27 protein-coding genes are annotated in these 22,903 nt (G+C 39.5%); 5 read left to right on the top strand and 22 right to left on the bottom strand.

Annotated features, from left to right (window positions below):
- Nucleotides 1–993 (top strand): sulfatase-like hydrolase/transferase (locus ABZB17_RS01535; protein ID WP_372647633.1); only part of this gene is annotated, 993 nt, incomplete at its 5' end.
- Between the two features lie 42 nt (nucleotides 994–1,035).
- On the opposite strand, the gene ABZB17_RS01530 is transcribed toward ABZB17_RS01535, so the two are convergent.
- Nucleotides 1,036–1,539, bottom strand: a complete 504-nt coding sequence (locus ABZB17_RS01530; RefSeq protein WP_372647632.1) for a DUF4252 domain-containing protein — start codon at nucleotides 1,537–1,539, stop codon at nucleotides 1,036–1,038.
- Nucleotides 1,540–1,673: 134 nt separating this feature from the next.
- Nucleotides 1,674–2,357: an RluA family pseudouridine synthase gene (locus tag ABZB17_RS01525; protein WP_372647631.1), complete on the bottom strand. Its 684-nt coding sequence runs from the start codon at nucleotides 2,355–2,357 to the stop codon at nucleotides 1,674–1,676.
- Between the two features lie 101 nt (nucleotides 2,358–2,458).
- On the opposite strand from ABZB17_RS01525, the gene ABZB17_RS01520 reads away from it, so the two are divergent.
- Nucleotides 2,459–2,932: a methionine-R-sulfoxide reductase gene (locus ABZB17_RS01520; protein ID WP_372647629.1), complete on the top strand. Its 474-nt coding sequence runs from the start codon at nucleotides 2,459–2,461 to the stop codon at nucleotides 2,930–2,932.
- 36 nt (nucleotides 2,933–2,968) lie between these two features.
- Here the strand turns inward: ABZB17_RS01520 and ABZB17_RS01515 are convergent, their stop codons facing one another.
- From ABZB17_RS01515 to secA, 7 genes are all read right to left on the bottom strand, one after another.
- Complete coding sequence (locus ABZB17_RS01515; RefSeq protein ID WP_372647627.1) at nucleotides 2,969–3,469, bottom strand: hypothetical protein; 501 nt, start codon at nucleotides 3,467–3,469, stop codon at nucleotides 2,969–2,971.
- A 33-nt stretch (nucleotides 3,470–3,502) separates the two neighbouring features.
- Entirely contained in the window at nucleotides 3,503–4,054 is a 552-nt protein-coding gene (locus tag ABZB17_RS01510) for a PepSY-associated TM helix domain-containing protein (protein WP_372647625.1), read from the bottom strand.
- A gap of 316 nt (nucleotides 4,055–4,370) precedes the next feature.
- Complete coding sequence (locus ABZB17_RS01505; protein WP_045033753.1) at nucleotides 4,371–4,787, bottom strand: DUF134 domain-containing protein; 417 nt, start codon at nucleotides 4,785–4,787, stop codon at nucleotides 4,371–4,373.
- Between the two features lies 1 nt (nucleotide 4,788).
- Nucleotides 4,789–5,862, bottom strand: a complete 1,074-nt coding sequence (gene aroC / locus ABZB17_RS01500) for a chorismate synthase (RefSeq protein ID WP_372647624.1) — start codon at nucleotides 5,860–5,862, stop codon at nucleotides 4,789–4,791.
- Between the two features lie 172 nt (nucleotides 5,863–6,034).
- The gene (locus ABZB17_RS01495; RefSeq protein ID WP_045033750.1) at nucleotides 6,035–6,625 is read right to left on the bottom strand and encodes a peptidylprolyl isomerase; all 591 of its coding nucleotides are present in this window, start codon (nucleotides 6,623–6,625) and stop codon (nucleotides 6,035–6,037) included.
- Nucleotides 6,626–6,712: 87 nt separating this feature from the next.
- Nucleotides 6,713–7,543 (bottom strand): prolipoprotein diacylglyceryl transferase, encoded by an 831-nt coding sequence (lgt, locus tag ABZB17_RS01490; protein WP_372647622.1) that lies wholly within the window; start codon nucleotides 7,541–7,543, stop codon nucleotides 6,713–6,715.
- Nucleotides 7,544–7,552: 9 nt separating this feature from the next.
- A complete protein-coding gene (gene secA, locus ABZB17_RS01485) occupies nucleotides 7,553–10,876 on the bottom strand; it encodes a preprotein translocase subunit SecA (RefSeq protein ID WP_372647620.1) in 3,324 nt (1,107 codons plus the stop codon).
- 253 nt (nucleotides 10,877–11,129) lie between these two features.
- On the opposite strand from secA, the gene ABZB17_RS01480 reads away from it, so the two are divergent.
- Nucleotides 11,130–11,312, top strand: coding sequence for a hypothetical protein (locus ABZB17_RS01480; RefSeq protein WP_372647618.1), 183 nt, complete (start codon nucleotides 11,130–11,132; stop codon nucleotides 11,310–11,312).
- A gap of 61 nt (nucleotides 11,313–11,373) precedes the next feature.
- On the opposite strand, the gene ABZB17_RS01475 is transcribed toward ABZB17_RS01480, so the two are convergent.
- The 3 genes from ABZB17_RS01475 to ABZB17_RS01465 all read right to left on the bottom strand — a co-directional run bounded on the left by ABZB17_RS01475 (nucleotide 11,374) and on the right by ABZB17_RS01465 (nucleotide 13,032).
- Entirely contained in the window at nucleotides 11,374–11,844 is a 471-nt protein-coding gene (locus tag ABZB17_RS01475; RefSeq protein WP_372647617.1) for a hypothetical protein, read from the bottom strand.
- A 222-nt stretch (nucleotides 11,845–12,066) separates the two neighbouring features.
- Nucleotides 12,067–12,507, bottom strand: a complete 441-nt coding sequence (locus tag ABZB17_RS01470; RefSeq protein WP_372647615.1) for a hypothetical protein — start codon at nucleotides 12,505–12,507, stop codon at nucleotides 12,067–12,069.
- A 54-nt stretch (nucleotides 12,508–12,561) separates the two neighbouring features.
- Nucleotides 12,562–13,032, bottom strand: coding sequence for a hypothetical protein (locus tag ABZB17_RS01465; protein WP_372647614.1), 471 nt, complete (start codon nucleotides 13,030–13,032; stop codon nucleotides 12,562–12,564).
- 375 nt (nucleotides 13,033–13,407) lie between these two features.
- Here ABZB17_RS01465 and ABZB17_RS01460 point away from each other — a divergent pair, with 375 nt between their 5' ends.
- Nucleotides 13,408–13,926: a nitroreductase family protein gene (locus ABZB17_RS01460; RefSeq protein ID WP_372647612.1), complete on the top strand. Its 519-nt coding sequence runs from the start codon at nucleotides 13,408–13,410 to the stop codon at nucleotides 13,924–13,926.
- On the opposite strand, the gene ABZB17_RS01455 is transcribed toward ABZB17_RS01460, so the two are convergent.
- The 3 genes from ABZB17_RS01455 to ABZB17_RS01445 form a co-directional block, all read right to left on the bottom strand.
- Entirely contained in the window at nucleotides 13,916–15,073 is a 1,158-nt protein-coding gene (locus tag ABZB17_RS01455; protein WP_372647611.1) for a pyridoxal phosphate-dependent aminotransferase, read from the bottom strand. The two genes, ABZB17_RS01460 and ABZB17_RS01455, sit on opposite strands and share 11 nt — an antisense overlap.
- A gap of 60 nt (nucleotides 15,074–15,133) precedes the next feature.
- Nucleotides 15,134–16,069 carry an SIS domain-containing protein gene (locus ABZB17_RS01450; protein WP_372647609.1) on the bottom strand — a complete coding sequence of 312 codons (936 nt, stop codon included), beginning with the start codon at nucleotides 16,067–16,069 and terminating at the stop codon, nucleotides 15,134–15,136.
- A 76-nt stretch (nucleotides 16,070–16,145) separates the two neighbouring features.
- A complete protein-coding gene (locus ABZB17_RS01445) occupies nucleotides 16,146–17,036 on the bottom strand; it encodes a fructosamine kinase family protein (RefSeq protein WP_372647607.1) in 891 nt (296 codons plus the stop codon).
- A gap of 97 nt (nucleotides 17,037–17,133) precedes the next feature.
- On the opposite strand from ABZB17_RS01445, the gene ABZB17_RS01440 reads away from it, so the two are divergent.
- Nucleotides 17,134–19,194 (top strand): ATP-binding protein, encoded by a 2,061-nt coding sequence (locus ABZB17_RS01440; RefSeq protein ID WP_372647605.1) that lies wholly within the window; start codon nucleotides 17,134–17,136, stop codon nucleotides 19,192–19,194.
- A 14-nt stretch (nucleotides 19,195–19,208) separates the two neighbouring features.
- Here ABZB17_RS01440 and ABZB17_RS01435 read toward each other — a convergent pair whose 3' ends face one another.
- From ABZB17_RS01435 to ABZB17_RS01405, 7 genes are all read right to left on the bottom strand, one after another.
- The gene (locus ABZB17_RS01435; protein ID WP_372647604.1) at nucleotides 19,209–19,541 is read right to left on the bottom strand and encodes a TraR/DksA family transcriptional regulator; all 333 of its coding nucleotides are present in this window, start codon (nucleotides 19,539–19,541) and stop codon (nucleotides 19,209–19,211) included.
- A gap of 15 nt (nucleotides 19,542–19,556) precedes the next feature.
- Nucleotides 19,557–20,507 carry a signal recognition particle-docking protein FtsY gene (gene ftsY, locus ABZB17_RS01430; protein WP_372647602.1) on the bottom strand — a complete coding sequence of 317 codons (951 nt, stop codon included), beginning with the start codon at nucleotides 20,505–20,507 and terminating at the stop codon, nucleotides 19,557–19,559.
- A 141-nt stretch (nucleotides 20,508–20,648) separates the two neighbouring features.
- Nucleotides 20,649–20,801, bottom strand: coding sequence for a DUF4295 domain-containing protein (locus ABZB17_RS01425; RefSeq protein ID WP_074780824.1), 153 nt, complete (start codon nucleotides 20,799–20,801; stop codon nucleotides 20,649–20,651).
- Nucleotides 20,802–20,808: 7 nt separating this feature from the next.
- Entirely contained in the window at nucleotides 20,809–20,991 is a 183-nt protein-coding gene (gene rpmG / locus ABZB17_RS01420; protein WP_319570311.1) for a 50S ribosomal protein L33, read from the bottom strand.
- Between the two features lie 13 nt (nucleotides 20,992–21,004).
- Nucleotides 21,005–21,247, bottom strand: coding sequence for a 50S ribosomal protein L28 (rpmB, locus tag ABZB17_RS01415; RefSeq protein WP_038561818.1), 243 nt, complete (start codon nucleotides 21,245–21,247; stop codon nucleotides 21,005–21,007).
- A 381-nt stretch (nucleotides 21,248–21,628) separates the two neighbouring features.
- On the bottom strand, nucleotides 21,629–22,426 hold the full coding sequence (locus ABZB17_RS01410) for a hypothetical protein (RefSeq protein WP_372647600.1): 798 nt from the start codon (nucleotides 22,424–22,426) through the stop codon (nucleotides 21,629–21,631).
- A gap of 187 nt (nucleotides 22,427–22,613) precedes the next feature.
- Nucleotides 22,614–22,901: a hypothetical protein gene (locus tag ABZB17_RS01405; protein ID WP_372647598.1), complete on the bottom strand. Its 288-nt coding sequence runs from the start codon at nucleotides 22,899–22,901 to the stop codon at nucleotides 22,614–22,616.
- Nucleotides 22,902–22,903: the final 2 nt, after the last annotated feature.

Below are 22,903 nucleotides of genomic sequence, written 5' to 3'. Positions count from 1 at the left end.
TGTGGCGATCAGCCGGAAACGCGTCCGCAAAGTCGAGGTTTTGATGAAACCTGTGGACTGATGTATTCAAACGACATGTGGAGTCATCATCCTGAAAGCCCGGAATACTGGGGACAGTGGCCACTTCAATTTTGGGAAAACAGCGAAGTAACCATAGAAGATGTGGATTCGGCCGACCAGAAAATGCTAACCAAATGGTATACCGAGCATGCGGTTGATTTTATTTCGAAACACAAAAACGAACCGTTTTTACTATACGTACCACATGCCATGTCGCATGTTCCGTTGTTTTGCAGTCCCGAGTTTGAAGGAATAACCGGCAAAGGATTATATGCTGATGTTTTAACGGAACTGGACTGGTCGGTTGGCCAAATAAACCAGGCGTTAAAAGACAATGGCATAGAGGAAAATACGATCGTAATTTTCTCATCGGACAACGGCCCGTGGATCGCCTATGGCAACCATGCCGGCACAACACCGTTTCGCGAGGCAAAAGGCACTACATTTGATGGCGGAACCCGCTCGGCAACCATTATTAAATATCCGGCTGAATTAAAAGGCAATCATCAGTCGACTCAGGCTTTAATGACCATCGATTTGCTGCCCACACTTTGTGAAGTGGCAAATATTCCACTTCCTGAAACAGAAATAGACGGCAAAAATGTTTGGGACATCATTTCCGGAAAACCTGATGCCACAAACCCCCACGATTATTACGCTTTTACTAACGACAAACAATTTCAGGCAGTAATGTCGGGCGACGGAAAATGGAAGTTACATCTTCCCCACTCTTACCGCACAATGACTGATATTAAAGGAAAAGATGGCATGCCCGGCAAATATGATTATTCTGCTAAAATTGAGCTTTCGCTGTTTGATATGGAGAACGATCCGTATGAAACGACAAACATAATTCTTGAGCATCCTGAAATTGCTGACGAATTATTGGGTTATGCAGAAATACATAAAAAAAAGTTCTTTAGCGAAAACTAAAGAACTATACAAATTGCGGTTAAAAAAACACAGTGCCCCTGATTAATGTTTAAAGCTTAAAAAACGATCGGGATTCGAAATATCAATTTGATTATTTAGAATTTCCGGACTGATTTCGCCTTTAACGTAAACCATGGCATTGTCTTCGCCCCCAACCAAAATCACCATTTCTTTAATTACCGATTCATCCATCCGTCCGAAAATGGTTACATTATGGTCTTCCTCACGTACAACCATTAGTTGTTCATAATTCTTTTTCTCGCTTATTTTCTTGTAAAATTCTTCGTGCAGATCAACTCGTGCGTTCAAATTATCATCTTCAACCGCAATTACTTTAACTCCATCAATACTTTTTAGTAAATCCCGCTCACTATCTTCCAAATCACCAATTCCGGCTGCAAGATGAATTACCCAGCCCGGCACCGTAACCGTGGTGACGCCGTCTTTAAAACGGTATTTGGAATAGGCTTCTGATACACCTGATTCGTAAACACACGAGGTAAGTAAAAAAAGACCCACCGATAAAATTAAAGCTATACGTTTCATCTGTTAATTGTTTTTTGTTTTCTGAATATTTGTTTCATATCTCTGTTCCTGAATAAGACGCAGAACTCAAAATATCGTTACATGAAAACTTAAAACTTTATCAATTAACGGGGAAACGTTACAATCTGAGTGGATCAGGAGTCATAAAAGTTAAGCAGTCGATTAAATTCTTCAGGAATAGCAGATTCAAAAGAAACCGTTTCGTTAGTTTCAGGATGTTTAAACTCAAGCTTCCCGGCGTGCAGAAAAAGCCGGCGTATATCGGTATCTGCCAAAACAATTTTATTTAATGTAAAATCTCCGTGATGAGTGTCGCCAATAATATCAAACCGGTTTTTGGCAAAATGTTGGCGCAACTGGTGCCAACGTCCTGTTTCAGGATTAATCTCCACCAAACTCAGCTCAATGTCTGTTTTGTCTTTCGAAGTCAATTTGGTTTGAACGGTACGCAGTGTTTTATAATGGGTTACAGCCGGTTTTTTAAACTTCGATTTCTTTTTCACCAACACTTTCGAGTCGAAGGTGCCTTCTCCGGGATTACCCTGAACAATGGCAAAGTAAGTCTTCTGCACTTCCTTCTGCTCAAACTGTTTGGTTAGAACACTGGCCACTTCTGATGAAAATGCCAAAACCATCACTCCCGATGTTTTCGAATCCAAGCGATGTACGTTGTAAATCCACTTCCCCGTTTCATCGCCAATTAATTTGGTTAAATACGGTGCATCGTTGGGCATAAAATCATTTTTATGAACCGGAAGCTCAATGGGTTTCTCAACCACAATTATCGATTCGTCTTGATATAGTACTGGAATATTCATGTTATCTATAAATGCCCAAAGGTAGTATAATTCATATTTGTTCTTTACATTTCTTAACGAGTTGCGCTAAACCACCAGGCTATCGGGTTGTTATATGTGGTATGAAAACAATTGTATTAATATTTATTCTCTGTTTAAGTTTTGGTGCTTATGCCCAAAATGCAAAACAAGACAAAGACGATAAAAAAATGGAATACAACAAATTAACCGAATTCGAGCGATACGTAATTATAGAAAAAGGTACGGAGCGCCCGTTTACCGGAAAGTATACGGATTATAAAGAAAATGGCACTTATGTATGTAAACAATGTGGAGCCGCCCTGTATAAATCGACCGATAAATTTGATTCGCACTGTGGCTGGCCAAGTTTTGATGATGAGATTGACGGTGCCGTAAACCGAACCGTTGATGCCGACGGCAGACGAACAGAAATTACCTGCGCCAACTGTGGTGGCCACCTGGGTCATGTATTTTTTGGTGAAGGTTTTACGGATAAAAATACAAGGCATTGTGTTAATTCAGTTTCGCTTGATTTTATTCCGGCAGATAAAGACACAAAAAAAGGAAAACAATAATTGTTTTCCTTTTTTTGTATTGATAGTATCAATTGACTACTCTGTCATTTCTTTTATTTTCAGTCCTTCAATAAAAAACACGCGCTCTGCTGCGGCCTGATTTTCAGCAAGAACTTCATGAGCTGCGGCTGTTTCGGCATTTTCAACTTCGCCTTCTTCTTCACCATGTTCCTTACCGGGATTGTGGGCATCTGCTTCGGTTAAAACTTCTTTCAGAATACCTGTAATCTCCAGTTCGCTTCCCATTTGCTCCTGTGTAAAAGCTCCGAGTTTTTCGCCGGCTTCTACCCTAATTGAGATATCTTCGGTACTTCCCATTAAAAAGCAGCGCTCGCCACCTTGCTGGCACACGTGAAATACCGTTCCTTTTACAACCACTTCGTTATCGGCTAGTTCAGGTGCTTTTTCGAGAAGTTCGTCAACACTTAAAACAACTGCTGATTTCTCAGCTTCAACTTTAGCCTCCTGTTTTTTTGTTTGCTGGCCACAGGCAAATAGAATTACCGCGAACAAACTAACTAATGCAATTTTTTTCATTTTTTTTTTGATGTTTTGGATTTTTTTATGTGATTAAAGATATAAAATTACAAAGATTAAAGGAACAATAAAACCGGCAACAGTTAACCACCAGCCCCAACGTCGCAAACCTCTTTTTCCTTTTAAGATAAACAGGCCTGAAACAGCTACAAACAAGAGAATAACCGCCATTGTATCGCTTATCCATTTCCAGGCCGTTCCCAGAGTTGCCCGGTGAAGTTTATTCATGCTGAACACCAACGGACGACGCTGCAGGTAACGCATTCTTCCTTCACCCGAGCCGGGAATGATAATCACTTCTCCGTTGGCAATGAATACCTTAACATCGCCGTCCCCATCAATGTAATGCTTTTTATACACCACACCGGGCTGAACGGATTCCACAATTTCTTCAATTTCATCATCGGTATAGGATTGTTGAGGCTGCAAATCGTGCGAGAAATCCGTGATTATTATTTTATAATCAGGATTAAAATCGTGCCGATGATTCAGATAGATTCCCGATACGACGTATACGATTGTCATTACAACAATGAAGTATCCAAAGTCGCGATGTAAAATGCGTAGAAGTTTCCGAAATTTCATGGATAAATTGTTTTGGGAGTAAATATATGATAAATGAGTTGATTAGCAGTTTAACAAAAAATGTTAAATATCAACATTATTAGAAAATATTGATAATCAATATAAACCGCATCATGTTTACGATTCGGGAGTTTAATTCAGGTAATTTTGTCTTTATAAGAGAAATCAAGTATTGACATGAAAAGCATATAGTTGTATATTGCATTCATCCTAGTGTACTAGGGCTCTGGTTTTATCACAACTTAATTGGGTACCTCCGGCTATTGAGCCGGAGGTTTTTCATGTCTTTTTTTAATAACTTTCTACCTGAAAGCTTTTATTTATCCATATAATAGTCGTTTAACGATACCAGGTCTTCGGAGTTACAAACCGGGCATTTTTCATTATTTTCAGAGTAATCGCTAAAACTTGCTTTACAACTGTTGCATCTGAACCAGTTTTTATCAAAATAAACATCACCACCTCTGAAAATAAGGTCTCTTCCCTCAACGAATGCAGTAGCTACTTTATTTCGGGCTTCTTCGTAAATACGGGTTAATGTCGGGCGCGAAACATCCATAAAAACGGCTGCTTCCTCCTGTGTAAGGTTTTGGTAATCCAGTAAACGGATTGCCTCGTATTCTTCGAGGTGTAAAATAACTTCATTGGTTTTACGTCCGCGAACACCATAAACCGACATACCTTTAATTACCGGAGGTACCTGGATCCTTCTGTTTCTTTTTCTTCTTGGCATATTAAATCGTGTTAAGTTTATTTAGTAAAAAGTGGTCAACTAAAACTAATGCAGCCATTGCCTCAACGATGGGAACAGCACGTGGAAGCACACAAGGATCGTGCCTTCCTTTAGGATTAATTTTTATGCTTTTTTCATCTTTGTCGAGTGTTTGTTGTTCTTTTAACAAGGTGGCGATGGGCTTAAATGCAACATTGAAATAAATGTCTTCGCCATTGGAGATACCTCCCTGTATACCACCTGAGTTATTCGTTTTTGTACGAACACCTTCGTCGGTTTTTATAAAAATGTCGTTATGTTCCGAGCCACTAAGTTTTGTTCCTTCAAATCCGGAACCATACTCAAATCCCTTTACAGCGTTAATTCCAAGCATTGCAAAGCCCATGTCGGCGTGCAGTTTGTTAAAAACGGGTTCTCCCCATCCTGCAGGCACTCCTGTCGCAACTCCGGTAATTACACCACCAACAGTATCGTGCTCGTGTCCGGCTTTTTCAATTCGGGCGATCATTTGGTCTGCGACTTCCTGATCAGGACAACGTACAATATTATTCTCGGTAGCCGAAAGATCTAATTCTTTATAATCTTTCTGCAGTTTAATTTCTCCAACCTGCGACACATAAGCCTGAATGGAAACACCTGCTTTAGCCAGGATTTGTTTGGCAATTGCACCGGCTACAACACGTGCAATGGTTTCGCGTGCCGATGATCTGCCACCTCCGCGATGATCGCGCGTACCATATTTTTTGGTGTAGGTAAAATCGGCATGCGACGGACGGAATACATCTTTAAGATCGTTGTAATCGTTCGAGTGTTGGTCTTTGTTCCAAATGGCAAATGCAATTGGCGTGCCCTGAGTTTTTCCTTCAAATACACCTGAAAGAAATTCCACCTGATCCGGCTCTTTACGTTGTGTTGTAATTTTCGACTGTCCTGGCTTTCTTCGGGCCAGGTCTTTCTGAATTAAATCTATATCGAGCTCAACCCCAGCCGGACAACCATCGATTATACCACCAATTCCTCGTCCATGAGATTCGCCAAATGAGGTTAAGCGAAATATCTTTCCAAAAGTATTCATCTGTATAATATTGTTTGCTACTTTTTGTAACAATTAGATCTTGTGTTATTCTCAACTACTAATAAAGTGGTTGATTTTCACACCATCAGCTCTATAAAGTGAGAAACCCCGTTTCCAATATCAAATGAAAACAGGGTTAAAATAATTAAATTGAACTTATTATCAAAATTTATTAGCAGCCGCAGCCACAGCCACCACTGCTTTCAGTTCCACATGAACCGTCGCCACAGCTTTCGGTAGAACATCCACCACCGCTACCACAGCCACAGCCGCCGCCTCCTGAAAGGATCTGAGCAACTTCTTCGTCTGATGCTTCGCGAACATCAACAACTTTACCTGCAAAGAATAAATCTTCGCCCGCCAATGGGTGGTTGAAGTCCATTTTTACAGTTTCGTCGTTTACATCCAAAACCAATCCATTTAAACGCTGGCCGTTACTGCTCATCATTGGTACAGTATTACCAACTTTAATCAGTTCTGCGTCGAATTCACCATTCACCAAAAACACATTTTTTGGCAGCTCAACAATTGCCTCGTTGTTTACTGCACCATATGCCTCAGTGCTCTCAATTTTAATCGTGAAAGGATCGTCTTGTTTTAAACCGATCAATTCAGATTCAAACTTTGGTAGCATCATACCTGCTCCGTAAAGGAACTCCAAAGGTTGTTCAGTTGTTGCCTGCTCAACCAGTTCTCCCTGCTCGTTGTCGATACGAAGGTCGTACGTCAACTTCACCATTTTATATTTTCCAATCTCTAACATATTCTTTAATTCTCTTGATGATCTGCAAAATAAGTTATTTTCAATTCTCTAACAAAATACTTGCAGCTCCTCTATTCAGTTTTAACATTAATTTTTACTATTCTTAAAAACCACCTCCGGTTTTATTATTGCTCTGTATATCAATAGTGCTCCAACAAGTACAAAAGGAACACTTAACCACTGCCCCATGTTCAATGCCATACCTGCTTCAAATGCTTCCTGATCTTCTTTTATGAACTCGATAAAGAAACGAGCTAAGAAAATGAGAACAAAAAATGCCCCCAGCAATAAGCCCGGACGGTTTTTGGCACTTGTTTTCCAGTATAAAAACGTTAGCACACCAAACGAAATCAGGTAAGCGAGCGCTTCATACACCTGGGTAGGATGTTTTGCGACGGTTTCGCCGTTTCTTTCGAAAATTACGCCCCATGGCAATGCTGTTTGAATTCCGTAGATCTCTGAGTTCATCAGGTTTCCTGTGCGAATAAAAGCTGCTACCAATGCTGTTGGAACCACAATGCGGTCCAATGTCCAGAGCATGGTACGTTTAGTTACCCATCTTGAATGCAGGTACATAGCAATTAAAATACCAAGCGCACCACCGTGGCTGGCCAGCCCACCGTGCCAAACCTTTATAATTTCGGCCGGATTTTGCGAGTAATAATCCCATCCGTAAAAGAAAACGTGGCCGAGACGTGCACCAACAACAGTTGCTATAATAATGTAAAAGAACAGACTGTCGATCCATTTCTGGTTTACATTTTCCGACTTTAGCATTTTTTCGCCAATGTAATAGCCAATTAAAAAACCTGAGGCAAACAATAAACCATACCAACGTATTGACAGTGGCCCCAGGCTAAAAATTTCAGGATCGACATTCCAGTGAATGAAGTTCAGTAAACTGATCATACTCATCATATAGTTTGATTATAAGTCACCACCTCTTCCGTGGCATTGTTTGTATTTTTTGCCGCTTCCGCAAGGACAAGGATCGTTACGTCCAACACGTTTCTCAACTTTAACAGGTTGTGGTTTCGCCTTTTCCGCCGTATTTGTATTGGCTCCTTCCATAGCATTTTCGGCCGTTGGAAGTTCCGATTTTTGTGTTTTATAACGACTCATATCCGTTCTGCGTCGTACTTCTGCTTCACGTACCTGTTCCGCGCTCTGAATAGGAATCTGGCCTTTCATTAAAGTTGAAACAACATCCTTATTCACTTTGGCAACCATAATCTTAAACAGGTTAAACGACTCGAACTTGTAAATTAACAATGGGTCTTTTTGCTCGTATGTGGCATTTTGCACCGATTGTTTTAAGTCGTCCATCTCACGAAGTTGTTCTTTCCACGCTTCATCAATCGTGTTCAAAACAATTTGTTTCTGGTAGGATTTTACCAACTCCTTACCTTTATTATTGTAGGCCTTTTCAAGGTTACAAATAATCTGGAATACACGTTTTCCATCGGTAATCGGAACAACAATATTTTTGTAAACCTCTTTTTTGGTTTCGTATACATTTTTAATTACGGGGTAAGCCTGTTGTGCAATCGTTTCAACTTTACGGTTGTAATTGCTGATCATTTTTTCGTAAATGCGCTGGGTAACCTCTGCAGCATTCAAACTCTTGAAATCTTCCTGATTAACCGGCGATTCCAGCGAAAGTAAACGCATCAGTTCCAGGTTAAAATCTTCAAACATATCGGAACCGTGGTACTCATTTACCAACTCTTCAACCGAGTCGTACATCATGTTCAGCACATCAACTTCCAAACGTTCGCCATATAATGCGTGACGACGTTTTTTGTAGATCACTTCACGTTGCGAATTCATCACATCATCGTATTCCAGCAAACGCTTACGAATACCGAAGTTGTTCTCCTCAACCTTTTTCTGCGCCCGTTCAATCGATTTAGAGATCATGGAGTGTTGAATAACCTCTCCGTCTTCCAAACCAAGCCTGTCCATTACTCCGGAAATACGATCGGAGCCAAACAAACGCATCAAATCATCTTCCAACGACACATAGAACTGCGAAGAACCCGGATCTCCCTGGCGCCCTGCACGTCCTCGCAACTGTCTGTCAACGCGTCGCGAATCGTGACGTTCGGTACCTATAATTGCCAAACCTCCGGCTTTTTTCACCTCTTCTGACAACTTAATATCGGTACCACGCCCCGCCATGTTGGTTGCAATTGTTACCGCTCCCGGCTGACCGGCTTCGGCAACAATATCAGCTTCACGAGCATGTAGCTTCGCGTTCAAAACGTTGTGCTTAATACCTTTAATTTTCAGCATTCGGCTGAGCAACTCCGATATTTCAACCGATGTTGTACCCACCAATACCGGACGACCTTTTTTGTTCAATTCAACAATTTCGTCGCCAACTGCATTGTATTTTTCACGCTTGGTTTTGAAAACCAAATCTTCCCTATCATCGCGAACAATCGGGCGGTTAGTAGGAATTACCACAACTTCCAATTCGTAGATATCCCAAAATTCGCCTGCTTCCGTTTCTGCAGTACCGGTCATACCGGCCAGTTTGTGGTACATCCTGAAATAGTTCTGAAGTGTGATAGTTGCAAAAGTTTGCGTTGCGGCTTCCACTTTTACCTGTTCTTTCGCTTCAATTGCCTGGTGCAAACCATCAGAATAACGACGACCTTCCATAATACGACCGGTCTGCTCGTCAACAATTTTCACCTTATTGTCCATCACCACATATTCCACATCTTTTTCAAACATGGCATATGCTTTTAACAACTGGTTGATGGTATGAACACGCTCTGATTTTATAGCGTAATCCTGCAGTAACTTATCTTTTTCAAGCTGAATGTCTTCCGGCGCTTTCTCGCTGTTTTCCAGTTCGGCCATTTTTCCTCCCATATCAGGCAGAACGAAGAATTCGGCATCTTCAAAACCAGCCGAGATCAAATCGATACCTTTATCGGTAAGCTCTACTGAATTTTGCTTCTCTTCAATAATAAAAAACAATGGATCGGTAACGATATGCATGTTTTTGCTGTTCTCCTGCATATACAGGTTTTCTGTTTTTTGCATAACAGCTTTCATGCCTTCCTCGCTCAAAAACTTAATGATGGATTTGTTTTTAGGCATCCCTTTGTGGGCACGCAACAAAAGCAAACCACCCTCTTTTTTCTCGTCGGAAGTTGCATCGGGTTTGGTAAGCAGACGTTTGGCATCGATAAAAATTTTATTTACCAATTCGCGCTGCGCCCGGTATAATTTTTCTACATAAACTTTCAGCTCTTCAAACTGCTGATTATCGCCTTTTGGCACCGGCCCCGAGATAATAAGTGGCGTACGTGCATCATCAACCAACACCGAGTCAACCTCGTCGACAATGGCATAGTGATGTTTGCGCTGCACCAAATCTTCAGGATTGATAGCCATGTTATCGCGCAGATAATCGAAACCAAATTCGTTGTTGGTTCCGAATGTAATATCCGAGTTATATGCTTTTCTTCGGGCTTCAGAGTTTGGCTGGTGTTTATCGATACAATCAACCGATAATCCGTGAAACTCGTACATCGGCCCCATCCACTCGGCATCACGTTTCGACAGGTAATCGTTAACCGTTACAATGTGCACCCCTTTTCCGGTAAGTGCATTCAAAAACACCGGCAATGTTGCTACCAGGGTTTTTCCTTCACCGGTTGCCATCTCGGCAATGTTACCTCTGTGAAGTACCACACCACCAATCAACTGCACATCGTAATGAACCATGTTCCAGGTTACCCTGTTTCCTCCGGCCAACCAACTGTTCTCCCAAATGGCTTTTTCTCCGGAAATTTTAATACTGTCGCGGGTTGCCGAAAGATCGCGGTCGAAATCGCTGGCTGAAACTTCAATGGTTTCATTTTCGGAAAAACGTCGTGCCGTATCTTTAATTACAGCAAAAGCAGTGGGTAGAATTTCGTTGAGAACTTCTTCTATTTTCTCATCTATTTTTTCTTCCAGCTTGTCAATACGTTCGTATATCTTTTCGCTTTCCTGAATTTCAACTTCTTCAACTTCTACTTTTAAAGCAGCTATTTCGTCCTCTTCGGGTTTAATTCGGTCGGCAATAATTTGTTTTAATTTCGCCGATTCAGCCCTAAGATCATCATGCGATAATTTGGAGATTCTTTCGTATTCCTCTTTTATTTTATTGATGATAGGAGTTATTTCTTTAATATCCCGCTCCGATTTGTTTCCCAGCAATTTTCCCAGGATCTTATTTACAAATGCCATCTGTGCAACTTATATTTAAATTATATAAAACCTGTGCAAATGTAATTAATTGTACAGGCTAAAAAAACAATCGTTTTACTTATTACTAATAATTATGCCAAATAGTTTGGCTGGCTGTTATCAGACACATTAACAGTTTCTGCACCATTATCTACCAATACAACTGCCATATGCGCATAACTTTATTCAACTTTTAAAAAAGCGATCATCTGGTAATCGACCAATTTTAATACTTTTGGCGCAAATATTTCGGATGGGAGATTTAAAAAATACCTGTTTTGTTTGCAAGCAAGCGGTTAGTTCTGAGAATTCGGAATTGAATACTACCGTTAATTTGCCGGTTTGTGTGGAATGCAAAGCAACTGATGCTGAGAAAAAGGCCGAAAAAGAGGCGTTCGACAGTTTGGCCGACGGTTTTGTTTGCGGCTGCATATAAAAAAAACCGCGATCGCTCGCGGTTCCTTTAAAATTGCTTTCTATGAAATAAAATTTGCTGTTTAATTCAAAAGGTGAGTGTAACCATCATTAATCAGGTCGGGCAAATAACTTGCAATTAAACCCAGCGCTGTTTCATCATCAACTTTATTAGGAGTGATAATACGTTGGCGCTCCATTTCTTCCTGGCTAATAACAGCTCTTGAAATTCTTTTTGGCACATCGCTCCAGGCTTTACGGGTTTCTTTAGCACCAAATCCTTCGCTGGTTGCAGCGTAGCTCACCTGAAAATGTTTTGAATGTACTACATACTCAACACCTTCAAGCGTTTTGCGTTTTACAACTGTAACAGGCTCTTCTTCTGAGCTGTAACTTACTGTCCAAAGTGCTTTTACCGATTTCCCCATGTAAAGATTATCGACTTCTTCAATTTCGAACGATTTAAACTGAGTACGTACTCCAGTTGCTGATGCACTAACTGATACGAACAAGAATGCTAAAACCAATACGGATAAGAAATTTGCTTTTTTCATGACTCTAAATTTTTGTTTTCTGACTGTAATTGTTTTCGTAATTATTTGTGTTGAAGAGACGCACGAATTACATTTTGGTGACACCCAAAAGCCTTGCTGTAAAACAGATTCCGTTTGTAGAAAAAGGTTGCATTTTACGATTTGGCATTCATTATCTGTTTTATCTTTCAATTTAAAATACAAAGACACCCTTGTGTTTTATTTTCAAATCTCTTCTTACGATTAGTGATACCCCCTATTCAAACGGCAATTTTTTTCTGTCGGCCAACGACAGAATTTATCGACGAAAATTTTGTGCTTTCGCAGGCTTCCGTGGCTAAAATTCAGCGTTATACGCTTTTCGCTGACATGCGACAGTAAGAACTCAATCTCCGGCAAGGATTCGCAACGCCGCGAAAGCCATAAAATGAGTTGGAAATGGCCGCCATCGTTTGATGAAAGGTGGAAATAACTTCCAGACTTCACGCCATCAGGCGATGAAAGGAAGAAATGGATTACGGACAATCCTCCATCGGGCGATGAAATACTGAAACCAGCATAAAACAGACTTTCATCAGGTGATGCACGGTTTAGTAGCCCCCCAAACATGTTTTCATCTTGTGATGAAAGGCGGAAACAATTTTGTGGTAAGCTTTCATCAAACGATGGCAACAAAAAAGCCATCCGTCAACTGACGGATGGCTTCGAATTAAAATTACTTCTATTCTATTATTGCGATTAATTGAGTAAGTGCGTATATCCATCATTTAACAGGTCGGGCAGGTAGCTTGCAATCAATCCTAAAGCCATTATATCATCCACCTTGTTTGGCGAAATAATCTCCTGTTTTTTCAATTCGGCCTGATTGATAACCGCATGGTTAATTTTGCTATCTACATTACACCATGATTTCCGAACCTGTTTTGCGCCGAAACCCGATGCAGAAGCTACGTAACGAACAGAAAAGAACTCTGCGCTTATCACGTACTCAGTTCCTTCAATTGTGTTTCTTTTAACAACGGTAACAGGTTTTTCTGATTTGTCATAGCTCAAGGTCCAAATTGCATCAACCTTTTTCCCCATATACAAATCATCAACAAGGGTAAATTCAAATTCATTAAATTCGGTACGTATTCCGGTGGCATTGGCAACAGAAGTGGCCATTGTAATAAATGTAACAATTGCGATTATAAAATTTACTTTTCTCATGACATTAAAATTTAAGGTTCAACTCTAAACTTTGTTATTGTTTAATTTTCGTGCAAATGACGTATATTTTTTAATGCTGCAACAAGAAAAACTAATGCTCTAAAACACATATCAAAAACGATTAAAACGTTGAAAATAAAAGACTTTAAGCGCAAATCAAATTTCCCTTACACTCTGATCTTCAAAATTTGAAAAACGAATAAATAATTGACAGAAAACCATATTTTTGCTTACACTTTTAAAAATTGAAAAAGTTTATCTTTACGAACTAAAAGCACATATTTTAACAAAAATCCCTTCGAAACACCCGCCAAACGGTAGAAATAATAAAATCCGTAAATTGGCAAACAGTTAATAACAAACAATTAATGGCCTATGAATTTGTCAGATATTATAAAAAACCGTTATTCAGTTAGAGATTATAAAGCTGCCAAAGTAGAAAAGGAATTACTATTAGAAATTCTGGAAGCCGGCAGGCTGGCTCCGTCGGCGGTTAATTTTCAGCCCTGGCATTTTATTGTTGTTCAAAACAAAGAAATCCTGACTCAACTATATAATTGTTACGACCGCAGCTGGTTTCGTTCAGCCCCGGTAATCGTTGTGGCTTGTGCCGATCATTCGCAATCGTGGAAACGGGCTTCGGATGGCAAAGATTCGGCCGACATCGACCTGGCAATTGCCATCGACCACATTACATTAAAAGCTACTGAATTGGGCTTAGGAACCTGCTGGGTATGTAATTTTGATGTAAAGGCTTGTTCCGGTGTATTGGAGCTTCCGGGCAACATTGAGCCTGTCGCCATGATTCCTGTGGGTTATCCGAACAACAAAAGGCCTGATAAAAAGCGCAAACCGATTGACGAGATCGTTCATTTCGATCGCTTTAATCCATAGGTAAATTGTGATATTTAGCCAGGTAGTTCTGCAAACGATTCATGCCTTCTTCGATATTCTCAATGGAGTTGGCATACGAAAAACGCAGGAAACCTTCTCCATTCTCGCCAAAATCGATTCCGGGAGTTACACCAACATGCGCTTTTTCCAAGATATCAAAAGCCAGCTTGTAACTATCGTTTGACAAGTGTTTGGCATTTACCAGTACATAAAAAGCTCCTGTGGGCTTCACTTTAATATCGAAACCCAGGCCGGTTAATCGTTCAACTATATACCGGCGCCTTTTATCGTAGGTTAAGCGCATTTCTTCGACTTCTGAACCTGCATTTTTTAAAGCTTCAATGCCGGCACGCTGTGTGGTTGAACCGGCACAGATAAATAAGTTCTGCTGCATATTCTGCATACACCGTACATATTCCTGCGGGGCAATTACATACCCCAAACGCAAGCCCGTCATTGCATAACGTTTCGAAAATCCGTTTAAAACAAAAGCTTTGTCTGTTACTTCCAAAATGGAATGGGCGCGATCTTCGTAAACCAAACCGTGGTAGATTTCGTCAGAAATAATTGGAATATCAAAGGTTACCAGATCTTTCATCAACTCAACCGACAAAAGGTTTCCGGTAGGATTCATGGGGCTGTTTATCATTATTGCACGGGTTCGGTTGGTAATGCGCTTTTTTATTTCCTCGTACCGATACTGAAAACCATCCTCCTCGTAAACCGGCACTTTAATTGCTTTTGCGCCAATAAACCGGATAAAATTCTCGTAACAGGCGTACCCCGGGTCGGAAATGATCACTTCATCGCCGGCATCGCACAAAACACCAAGCGTTAGCAAAATGGCAGGCGAACTTCCCGATGTTACAATAATCTGCCCGGGCGAAACGGTAACGTTGTATTCCTCTTTATACTTTTCGGCAATTTGTTTGCGCAGCTCAGGGTCGCCAAGACTGTGTGTATAATGGGTTCGGCCTTCATCAAAGGCCTTTTGTTCGGCAACCGACACACATTTCGGAACATTAAAATCGGGTTCTCCTACTTCCAGGTGGATTACATTAATCCCCCGCTGCTCCATTTCGGCAGCTTTTTCAAGCACCTCCATTACAATAAACGGGGTAATTTCCTTAGCCTTTTGTGCGATCATTAAAATCGGAATTTGGTTTTGGGGCTAATTTAATCAATAAGCAAAGTGCCAACAATGGCTTTACTCATAATTTTTATCGATGGTAACTTTACTTACCACTTTATCGCCCACCTGGAAGAGTGTTTTTACCTTTAATTTTTGTGACAAATATTCAGCAGCAAAAAAGAATGGAATAGGCAAAGTTACAGGACTAAAAATGCTTTCCACATATTTATTCGACAATTCGTAAGTTTCTGCTCCTGCAACATTTACTTTTTTTAGCAGCCTTTTGGTGCGGTTATGTTCGCGTCCCTCGTGGTTTACAGCAATTACCAGCGAGTCTTTCGCTGTTTCAATAAATCCGTGTTCGTATTGCGAAACCGACATGCTTAAAACCGGCATTCGCGTAACCTGACCGAGTACCAGTGCCGCAATATTAGCGGTAGCAACATTTGGCCCGTTACCAAGAATATACAAACAACAGCGTTTTTTTCGTTGAGTTTTTAAATATATTCTTGAGCCAATTTCGGCACCCAGTGTTTCAAATTCTGTCTGATGTTTTTTTAGGGCATTAACCGCTTCAACCGGATCAAAACCAAACCCGAGGTACAATACCAGTAGAGTATTAATATATGTTTTTGTTGCAATATGATCTTCTACTCCGGAATACAACAGTACCTTTTTCGAGCAGTTCGGATGATTTACCAAGGGACTGTTCTCGTCGTTCACTATTGCTGTAAACGACTTAAAATAATCGGCACACCAAATTGTTTCGGAACTTTGTCCCGATTGCGAAATTAGTACACCTTTATCAGGCTCTTTGTACTTTAAAAGGTAATTAAAATACTCTGCTGCTTTCTCCGGAAAAAAGTCTATTCCCATAAAACGAAAAGCCTTTGTTGCAATATGCGAAGCTCCCATACCAATATAAGGCACCTCCTCCGGCAATATCAACCCCTTGTTTTTCATGTAACACAGCTCTGCCCTGTACGGTATCTCAAAAACTTCATCTTTCATCGCTGTAGCCTTTTGTATTATAACTATAAGTTACAAAAACAAAACGTACAAATACAAGTAATTGCCGGAAAGAAATTTATAAATATCGTTTCGCAATAGCTACTGCCTGTTGCAGATAAGCACCTCCAAATAAATAATAATGATTAAGCACATGATACAACTGATACAACTGATTTCTTTCGCGCCATCCTGAATCGAGCGGAAATTCTTCGTTGTAGGCATCAAAAAAACGCGAAGAGAAACCACCAAACATGCTAACGATTCCGAATTCCATTTCGCGGTGCGAATAGCTGGCTGCCGGATCGATCAACGCCGGACCATTTGTCGTTAACATGTAATTTCCCGACCATAAATCGCCATGAATCAACGAAGCCTTTTCTTCATTTGGAATCAATAAATTCAGGCGATCGAGCAACTTTTCGAACAGGCGCAAATAAGAACTGTCAAGCCCTCTGCTTTCCCTAATCATGGTGATTAAAAACGATAATCTCCTGTTGCGGTAAAACGACACCCAGCTGTCTCCCCAGTTATTATTCTGAGTGGTTGCCCCGCAATAGTTATCGGAATAAAATCCAAATTTATCATGCCTGTATTTATGAATACGTGCCAACCCTCTTCCCAGGCGTACCGACTGATCGGAACCTCCAGGCTCCAAATATTCCATTACCAGAAAAGCAGGTGTTTCGTCAATCTCTTTTGCATAAAATACTTTAGGCACAGATACGGTCCCGTCCGACGCCTTACTGAGCTCCCTTAAGCTTTCTGCTTCGCGGGTAAAAATATCGCTTTCGCAGTACGAATTCCATTTTAGAAAGAAGCTGCCACAATTGGTATCAATTTTCGACGCATGATTTATGCATCCTCCGGACAATACGCTGGAAGACATAACATTTACTGTTTCTCCAAATACCTCCGACAATCTTTTTTCAACTTCTCGTATAACTCGATCTGAACCGTTTCCATCCATTTTGTTTGCTTAATTTTCTTAATTAAAGAATATGCTTAAATTTAGCAGAATTTAAATTTTAAAAAAACTTTTTAGATTTGTTCCAAAATAACCCGGTATGCGAATTTTCTTAATTTGCGTAATAGTACTTACTAATTGCTATTACCTAAATGCTCAATATAAAATTAAAGGGAGTAATGATTACCCCCCTTTTAACTACACTGATGAAGATGGGAATCTTGTTGGTTTCAATATAGATATGGCAAAAGCCATAAACCAGCTATACAACAATCAGATTGAGATTTCTGGAGCAGACTGGCAAACTATTAACACCATGTTGGAGGCTGGAGAGATTGACGGTATTGTCGGAGCACACTACCCCGGCTACCCCGATAATCAGCATCTGTATACCCGGTCGGTTATAAACACATCGCATTGCTTTTTTTACAATAGTAATTACCATAAAAACATATCGCTTGAATTGCTACGTACGGAAAAGGAACCCGTTGTTGCATTATGGAAAAACGATGTACTGGTGAGGTACGTTTTAAGTATTAATCCGGCTGCAAAATTTGTTTATGCTACTGACTACGATCAATTAATTGAATTTTTGGAAGACGAACAGGTAACCTGCGCAATTGCTCAACGAATTGGAGGAATGTACCATGTAGCAGAGCTGCAAAAAGAATACATAAAAAGCACCAACCACCGCATATTGGAGCGAAATATGGGTTTTATGCTTTCTCCAAAATCTGTTGAACTGGCAGCAATTATAAATAATGCAACCGAGGTTTTACTTTCAAACGGCGAATACCAGCGTATTTACGACAAATGGCTTGCCGAGTACGACAAAGAATCGAATGGTTTACGCGACTATTGGCGCTACATTATTTTAATTAGTACGATTGTTGGCATTGTAATTTTGCTGCTAGTTGTAATCAATCGAATACTTCAGGAAAGGGTTCGGAGTAAAACACAAGATCTTCAGCATCAACTCGACCTGAACTCCGAAATAATGAAAGAACTGTCGCGTCAGAAAAACAAGGCAGAGGAGAGTGACAAAATGAAGTCGGCTTTTTTAGCCAATATGAGCCACGAAATACGAACCCCGATGAATGGGATACTGGGGTTTGCTGAACTTTTAAAAACACAGGTCTATTCAAAAGAAGAAGAACTTCAATTTATAAACATTATTCAGCAAAGTGGCGACAGAATGCTGAATACCATTAACAACATCATTGATATTTCAAAAATCGAATCGGAAAACGAAGAGGTACAGATAAAAAAGATAGACATTGTAAAAATCATATCTGAACTAAATGACTTTTTTAAGGTGGAAGCAAATGAAAAAGGAATTGATTTGATTATTGAACCCGAGACTGCAGTAACATCGCAGAACTTTTACAGCGATAAATACAAGCTAACTTCCATTTTAACCAACCTCATTAAAAATGCCATTAAATTCACCAAAAAAGGATATGTAAAAATTCATTACTCGCTTAGCGATACAGAATTAAAGGTTACGGTATACGATACCGGAATTGGAATTCCTCCCGAAAAGCAAAAAGCCATTTTCGATTATTTTGTCCAGGCCAACCATTCGCACTCCAGCGGATACGAAGGATCGGGGCTGGGGCTTTCAATTACACGCGGCTATATAAAATTGTTGAATGGCGAGATCAGCGTTTCGTCAACACCGGGAAAAGGCACCTCGTTTACCTTTGTTTTACCAAATTTAAAAGCGGTTAGTACGCCTGCGGAATCGGTGGAAACAGAAACACCTGCTGAGCACATTGATTACAACAGGAATGGCGAACTAAATATTATTATAGCCGAGGATGATGAAATATCCTACAACTTTTTATGTCATATCCTTTCCGATGTACCTGGCAATATAAAACGTGTTAAAAACGGGGCCGATGTTATTGAACTTGTATGTAAAAATCCGGATACCGATGTTGTTCTAATGGATATAAAACTGCCTAAGATAAATGGTTTTGAAGCCACCAAGCGAATAAGAGCATTTAACAAAGATGTGTACATTATTGCGCAAACGGCTTATGCCCAGGATAACTACAAAAAAGAGGCAATTGCCGCTGGGTGTAATAATTTTATTGTTAAGCCTATTAATAAAAATCAGCTAAAAATGATTTTGTCGAATCTTAAACAACCGGCGTGATTTGAATAGCAGAATTAATGAGAACAATTTACACAGGTGCGTGCTTGCGGCATAATAAGAATGCGCCCCAATGGAATTGGCTTTTTACATTTTATACAGCGGCCAAAATCATCGTCATTAACTTTCGTTAATGCAAATTTTAATTTCTCCAGCTTTTCTTTTGCCTTACGCAAGGTAGCTTCGGTAACACTTTTGTTGTTTATGGCATCCATTCTGGATATTCGGCCAATTGCATTCTCCGGCTCAATTGGTTTCGTAAGCTCGGTATATTCCTGAATAAGTTTTTCCGTTTTTTCAATTTCGGAAGTGATTTGAACTTTTATTTCAACCTTATTCAGTTCGGCCATAACAACAATAGCGTATTACGAAAACAGCGAATCGACAAACTCGCGACGACGGAAAATTTGCAGATGCTCCATTTTCTCGCCAATACCAATGTATTTTACAGGAATTTTAAACTGATCGGAAATGCCAATCACCACACCGCCTTTAGCAGTTCCGTCGAGCTTGGTTAACGCCAGTGCCGTTACTTCGGTGGCTTTTGTAAACTGTTTTGCCTGCTCGAATGCGTTTTGCCCGGTAGATCCATCCAAAACAAGTAAAACTTCATCCGGAGCGTCGGGAACAATCTTCTGCATAACTTTTTTAATCTTACTCAGCTCGTTCATTAAACCAACTTTATTGTGCAGTCGGCCGGCAGTATCGATAATCACCACATCGGCGTTGTTGGCTTTTGCCGATGCCAAAGTATCGTAAGCTACCGATGCAGGGTCTGAACCCATTTTTTGTTTTACAATAGGAACGTCTACCCTTTCAGCCCAAACTTCCAATTGCTCAATTGCAGCCGCCCTAAATGTATCTGCAGCTCCCAATACAACCGATTTTCCGGCTTGTTTAAAATTGTATGCTAATTTACCAATGGTAGTGGTTTTTCCAACACCGTTAACACCAACAACCATAATTACATAAGGCCCGTCTTTTTTAGGAAGATCAAAATCTGAAACATCGGTGGTATTATTTTCCTCTAATAAATCAGATATCTCATCTTTAAGAATGGTATTCAGCTCGCTAACCCCCATGTATTTATCGCGGGAAACACGCTCTTCAATACGTTCAATGATTTTAAGCGTTGTATCAACTCCTACGTCTGATGTAATAAGTACCTCTTCCAGATTATCCAGAACTTCATCGTCAACTTTCGATTTTCCAACAACCGCACGACTCAGTTTCTTAAAAACACTTTCTTTTGTTTTCGACAAGCCCTCGTCAAGACTTTCTTTCTTTTTTCTGCTAAAACTTCCGAATATGGCCATATAAAAATGATTTGCAGGTCCTAAAATAGTACAAAATTTGGTTACAGTAAATTTGTGGTACAAAAAATACCAAATCGTTCATATAAACAAAAAAAGCTTTCATCTTACATGAAAGCTTTTCCTGTTATACATTATATTTTCTTATTTTTTAAAATAAGTTTTAACGTCGTCGTTTGGCACCATTTCTTCTTTAAAAGCGTATGCTCCGGTTTTCTCCGACTTAATCATTTTGATTACTTTCGCATAACCTTTACCGGCACCTTTTTGTAGTGATGCTACTGCTTTCTTTGCCATGTCTTAATTATTTAATTTCTTTATGTACTGTTACTTTCTTAAGAATAGGATTGTATTTTTTCAATTCCATACGATCCGTAGTATTCTTTCTGTTCTTTGTGGTAATATACCTTGAAGTACCTGGCACACCACTATCTTTATGCTCTGTGCATTCTAATATCACCTGCACTCTGTTACCTTTTTTTGCCATTGCTTAAGATCTTTTAAAATTTATCAATAAAACCTTTTTCCTGTGCCTCGGCTAAAGCAGATTTAATGCCTTTTTTATTAATGGTACGCATACCGGCAGCAGATACTGTTAGTTGCACCCAACGATCTTCGTGGGGCATATAAAATTTCTTTTTAAACAGGTTTACATCGAACTTTCTTTTAGTTCTTCTCTTAGAGTGAGAAACATTGTTACCCACCATTGCTCTTTTACCTGTTATTTGACAAACTCGTGACATTTCTTTTTAATTTCTTGATGTTCAAAATAAACACATTACTAAAAACGGAGTGCAAAGAAAATACTTTTTTAGAAAATAATCAAGCAGTTACCCTAATTTTTGCAAAAACAATTAACAATACAGTGTTAATACTCAGGAAAAAACGAGTTTTCTACTCAATCGCCTGCAAATATATGCTATTTTTCGACAGCTTGACAAGAATATTGAAGCAATATTAATTTTTCTGAAAACCGATGAATAACAGCGTATTTTATGATTAATTCACTCCGGTTAATTCACTGGAGAATCTTAATGAACAATAGTTTTCGAATCAAAAAACCATATAAAAACAAAAGGTCCGGAAATAACCCCGAACCTTTCACTTTTTATCTAAAAAATCTCTTATAAACTTTGCTCACATGCTGCCAATACTTTTTTAGCATTTGCATTATTAGGATCAAGCTCTAAAGCTTTTTTCAAGAACGGAATAGCTTGTTCAAAGCTTTTCTTACCTGCTGCTACTGCATTTTTGTATTCATCATCCAAAGTTGTGATGCTTCCTGAGTTAACACTTTCGGTTGCACTTTTAATAGTTGCAGCTCCCTCCTGGTACTTGTCATAGCCTTGAGAGAAATAAACCTTGGCAATGTTTTCAACCAGTTCGGCTTTATTTGCCTCGCTAACAGCTACTCCTTCAACCGAAGATTTTCCTTCAGCAACTAAAACTTCAGCAGCTTTTTTCAACGAAGCACTTTTATATTTTTCGGCTTTGTCGTAATTAAAATCGTTTTGTGAAATCGCAAAACAATTTGCCGCAGCCACAAAGTCTTCGCTTTTATAGCTTTTAATTCCTTCATTATAGAAAATTTTACCTGCTTGCTCTTCAATACCTTCACTTGGATAATCGGCAATAGCAGCTTTATAAAGCTCAATTGCTTTATCGTACTCTTTGCTATCAACTGCATCCGATGCTTTAGTTTTTGCTACAGCCGGGCGCAACTGACCAAGTACAGCGTTAATATTTTCTACATTCTGTCCATGATCAGGAACGGCTAATACAGATTCAAATAATTTAATAGCCTTTTCAAAATCCTTGCTTTCAACAGCGGCATTTGCCTGCGTCATTAATTCACTGGCGTCCTGGGCAAATGTCATTACTGAAATAAACACCATCACCATTAATAATACTACTCTTTTCATTTTTCAACTACTTTTTGATATTTTATAATTCAGTTTAATTTTTTTCTAAATTTCGTCGATGAGCCCCAAAAATAGTAATTCTGAATTAAAAACCTAAAATACAGCAATTAAGATTCCCAACTCATTTTACACATTCCAGCAAAAACAAAAACAGTACCATTTATAAATGGTATTATTTTTTAACGACTTACGGGTTGAGCAGATCCGGATTCCAGAAGTTCAATATATTTTTAATCAGGTGAAGATTATTTGCCGCCTCAGTGTTCGCGGGGTCAATATCCAACACACGGTTAAAAGCATTAATGGCTTTGCCCCAGTTCTGATATTTTTGTTCAATTTTTCCTTTCAGCAGAAAATATCGTACGGTATTTTGTTCTTCAAGCTTTTCAAAACGATTTTTCGCCTCTTCTGCTTTTTCGGTTTTTAACAAATCTTCAATTACTTTCAGGCTGTTTTCAATCTTTGCGTTCTCCATTT

The organism is Draconibacterium sp., assembly GCF_041583095.1.
GTDB lineage: Bacteria > Bacteroidota > Bacteroidia > Bacteroidales > Prolixibacteraceae > Draconibacterium.
This window is presented reverse-complemented; position numbering and strand designations above follow the sequence as displayed.

What these genes read in the sequence shown, in the direction of transcription:
- ABZB17_RS01480 (WP_372647618.1), top strand. Translation starts at nt 11,130, where the DNA reads ATGGGAGATTTAAAAAATACCTGTTTTGTTTGCAAGCAAGCGGTTAGT.
- ABZB17_RS01435 (WP_372647604.1), bottom strand. Translation starts at nt 19,541, where the DNA reads ATGGCCGAACTGAATAAGGTTGAAATAAAAGTTCAAATCACTTCCGAA.
- ABZB17_RS01525 (WP_372647631.1), bottom strand. Translation starts at nt 2,357, where the DNA reads ATGAATATTCCAGTACTATATCAAGACGAATCGATAATTGTGGTTGAG.
- ABZB17_RS01510 (WP_372647625.1), bottom strand. Translation starts at nt 4,054, where the DNA reads ATGAAATTTCGGAAACTTCTACGCATTTTACATCGCGACTTTGGATAC.
- ABZB17_RS01410 (WP_372647600.1), bottom strand. Translation starts at nt 22,426, where the DNA reads ATGAAAAGAGTAGTATTATTAATGGTGATGGTGTTTATTTCAGTAATG.
- lgt (WP_372647622.1), bottom strand. Translation starts at nt 7,543, where the DNA reads ATGATGAGTATGATCAGTTTACTGAACTTCATTCACTGGAATGTCGAT.
- ABZB17_RS01425 (WP_074780824.1), bottom strand. Translation starts at nt 20,801, where the DNA reads ATGGCAAAGAAAGCAGTAGCATCACTACAAAAAGGTGCCGGTAAAGGT.
- ABZB17_RS01495 (WP_045033750.1), bottom strand. Translation starts at nt 6,625, where the DNA reads ATGTTAGAGATTGGAAAATATAAAATGGTGAAGTTGACGTACGACCTT.
- ABZB17_RS01455 (WP_372647611.1), bottom strand. Translation starts at nt 15,073, where the DNA reads ATGATCGCACAAAAGGCTAAGGAAATTACCCCGTTTATTGTAATGGAG.
- aroC (WP_372647624.1), bottom strand. Translation starts at nt 5,862, where the DNA reads ATGAATACTTTTGGAAAGATATTTCGCTTAACCTCATTTGGCGAATCT.
- ABZB17_RS01405 (WP_372647598.1), bottom strand. Translation starts at nt 22,901, where the DNA reads ATGGAGAACGCAAAGATTGAAAACAGCCTGAAAGTAATTGAAGATTTG.
- rpmG (WP_319570311.1), bottom strand. Translation starts at nt 20,991, where the DNA reads ATGGCAAAAAAAGGTAACAGAGTGCAGGTGATATTAGAATGCACAGAG.
- ABZB17_RS01470 (WP_372647615.1), bottom strand. Translation starts at nt 12,507, where the DNA reads ATGGCTTTTTTGTTGCCATCGTTTGATGAAAGCTTACCACAAAATTGT.
- ABZB17_RS01445 (WP_372647607.1), bottom strand. Translation starts at nt 17,036, where the DNA reads ATGGATGGAAACGGTTCAGATCGAGTTATACGAGAAGTTGAAAAAAGA.
- ABZB17_RS01505 (WP_045033753.1), bottom strand. Translation starts at nt 4,787, where the DNA reads ATGCCAAGAAGAAAAAGAAACAGAAGGATCCAGGTACCTCCGGTAATT.
- ABZB17_RS01520 (WP_372647629.1), top strand. Translation starts at nt 2,459, where the DNA reads ATGAAAACAATTGTATTAATATTTATTCTCTGTTTAAGTTTTGGTGCT.
- ABZB17_RS01460 (WP_372647612.1), top strand. Translation starts at nt 13,408, where the DNA reads ATGAATTTGTCAGATATTATAAAAAACCGTTATTCAGTTAGAGATTAT.
- ABZB17_RS01530 (WP_372647632.1), bottom strand. Translation starts at nt 1,539, where the DNA reads ATGAAACGTATAGCTTTAATTTTATCGGTGGGTCTTTTTTTACTTACC.
- ABZB17_RS01450 (WP_372647609.1), bottom strand. Translation starts at nt 16,069, where the DNA reads ATGAAAGATGAAGTTTTTGAGATACCGTACAGGGCAGAGCTGTGTTAC.
- ftsY (WP_372647602.1), bottom strand. Translation starts at nt 20,507, where the DNA reads ATGGCCATATTCGGAAGTTTTAGCAGAAAAAAGAAAGAAAGTCTTGAC.
- secA (WP_372647620.1), bottom strand. Translation starts at nt 10,876, where the DNA reads ATGGCATTTGTAAATAAGATCCTGGGAAAATTGCTGGGAAACAAATCG.
- rpmB (WP_038561818.1), bottom strand. Translation starts at nt 21,247, where the DNA reads ATGTCACGAGTTTGTCAAATAACAGGTAAAAGAGCAATGGTGGGTAAC.
- ABZB17_RS01515 (WP_372647627.1), bottom strand. Translation starts at nt 3,469, where the DNA reads ATGAAAAAAATTGCATTAGTTAGTTTGTTCGCGGTAATTCTATTTGCC.
- ABZB17_RS01440 (WP_372647605.1), top strand. Translation starts at nt 17,134, where the DNA reads ATGCGAATTTTCTTAATTTGCGTAATAGTACTTACTAATTGCTATTAC.
- ABZB17_RS01475 (WP_372647617.1), bottom strand. Translation starts at nt 11,844, where the DNA reads ATGAAAAAAGCAAATTTCTTATCCGTATTGGTTTTAGCATTCTTGTTC.
- ABZB17_RS01465 (WP_372647614.1), bottom strand. Translation starts at nt 13,032, where the DNA reads ATGAGAAAAGTAAATTTTATAATCGCAATTGTTACATTTATTACAATG.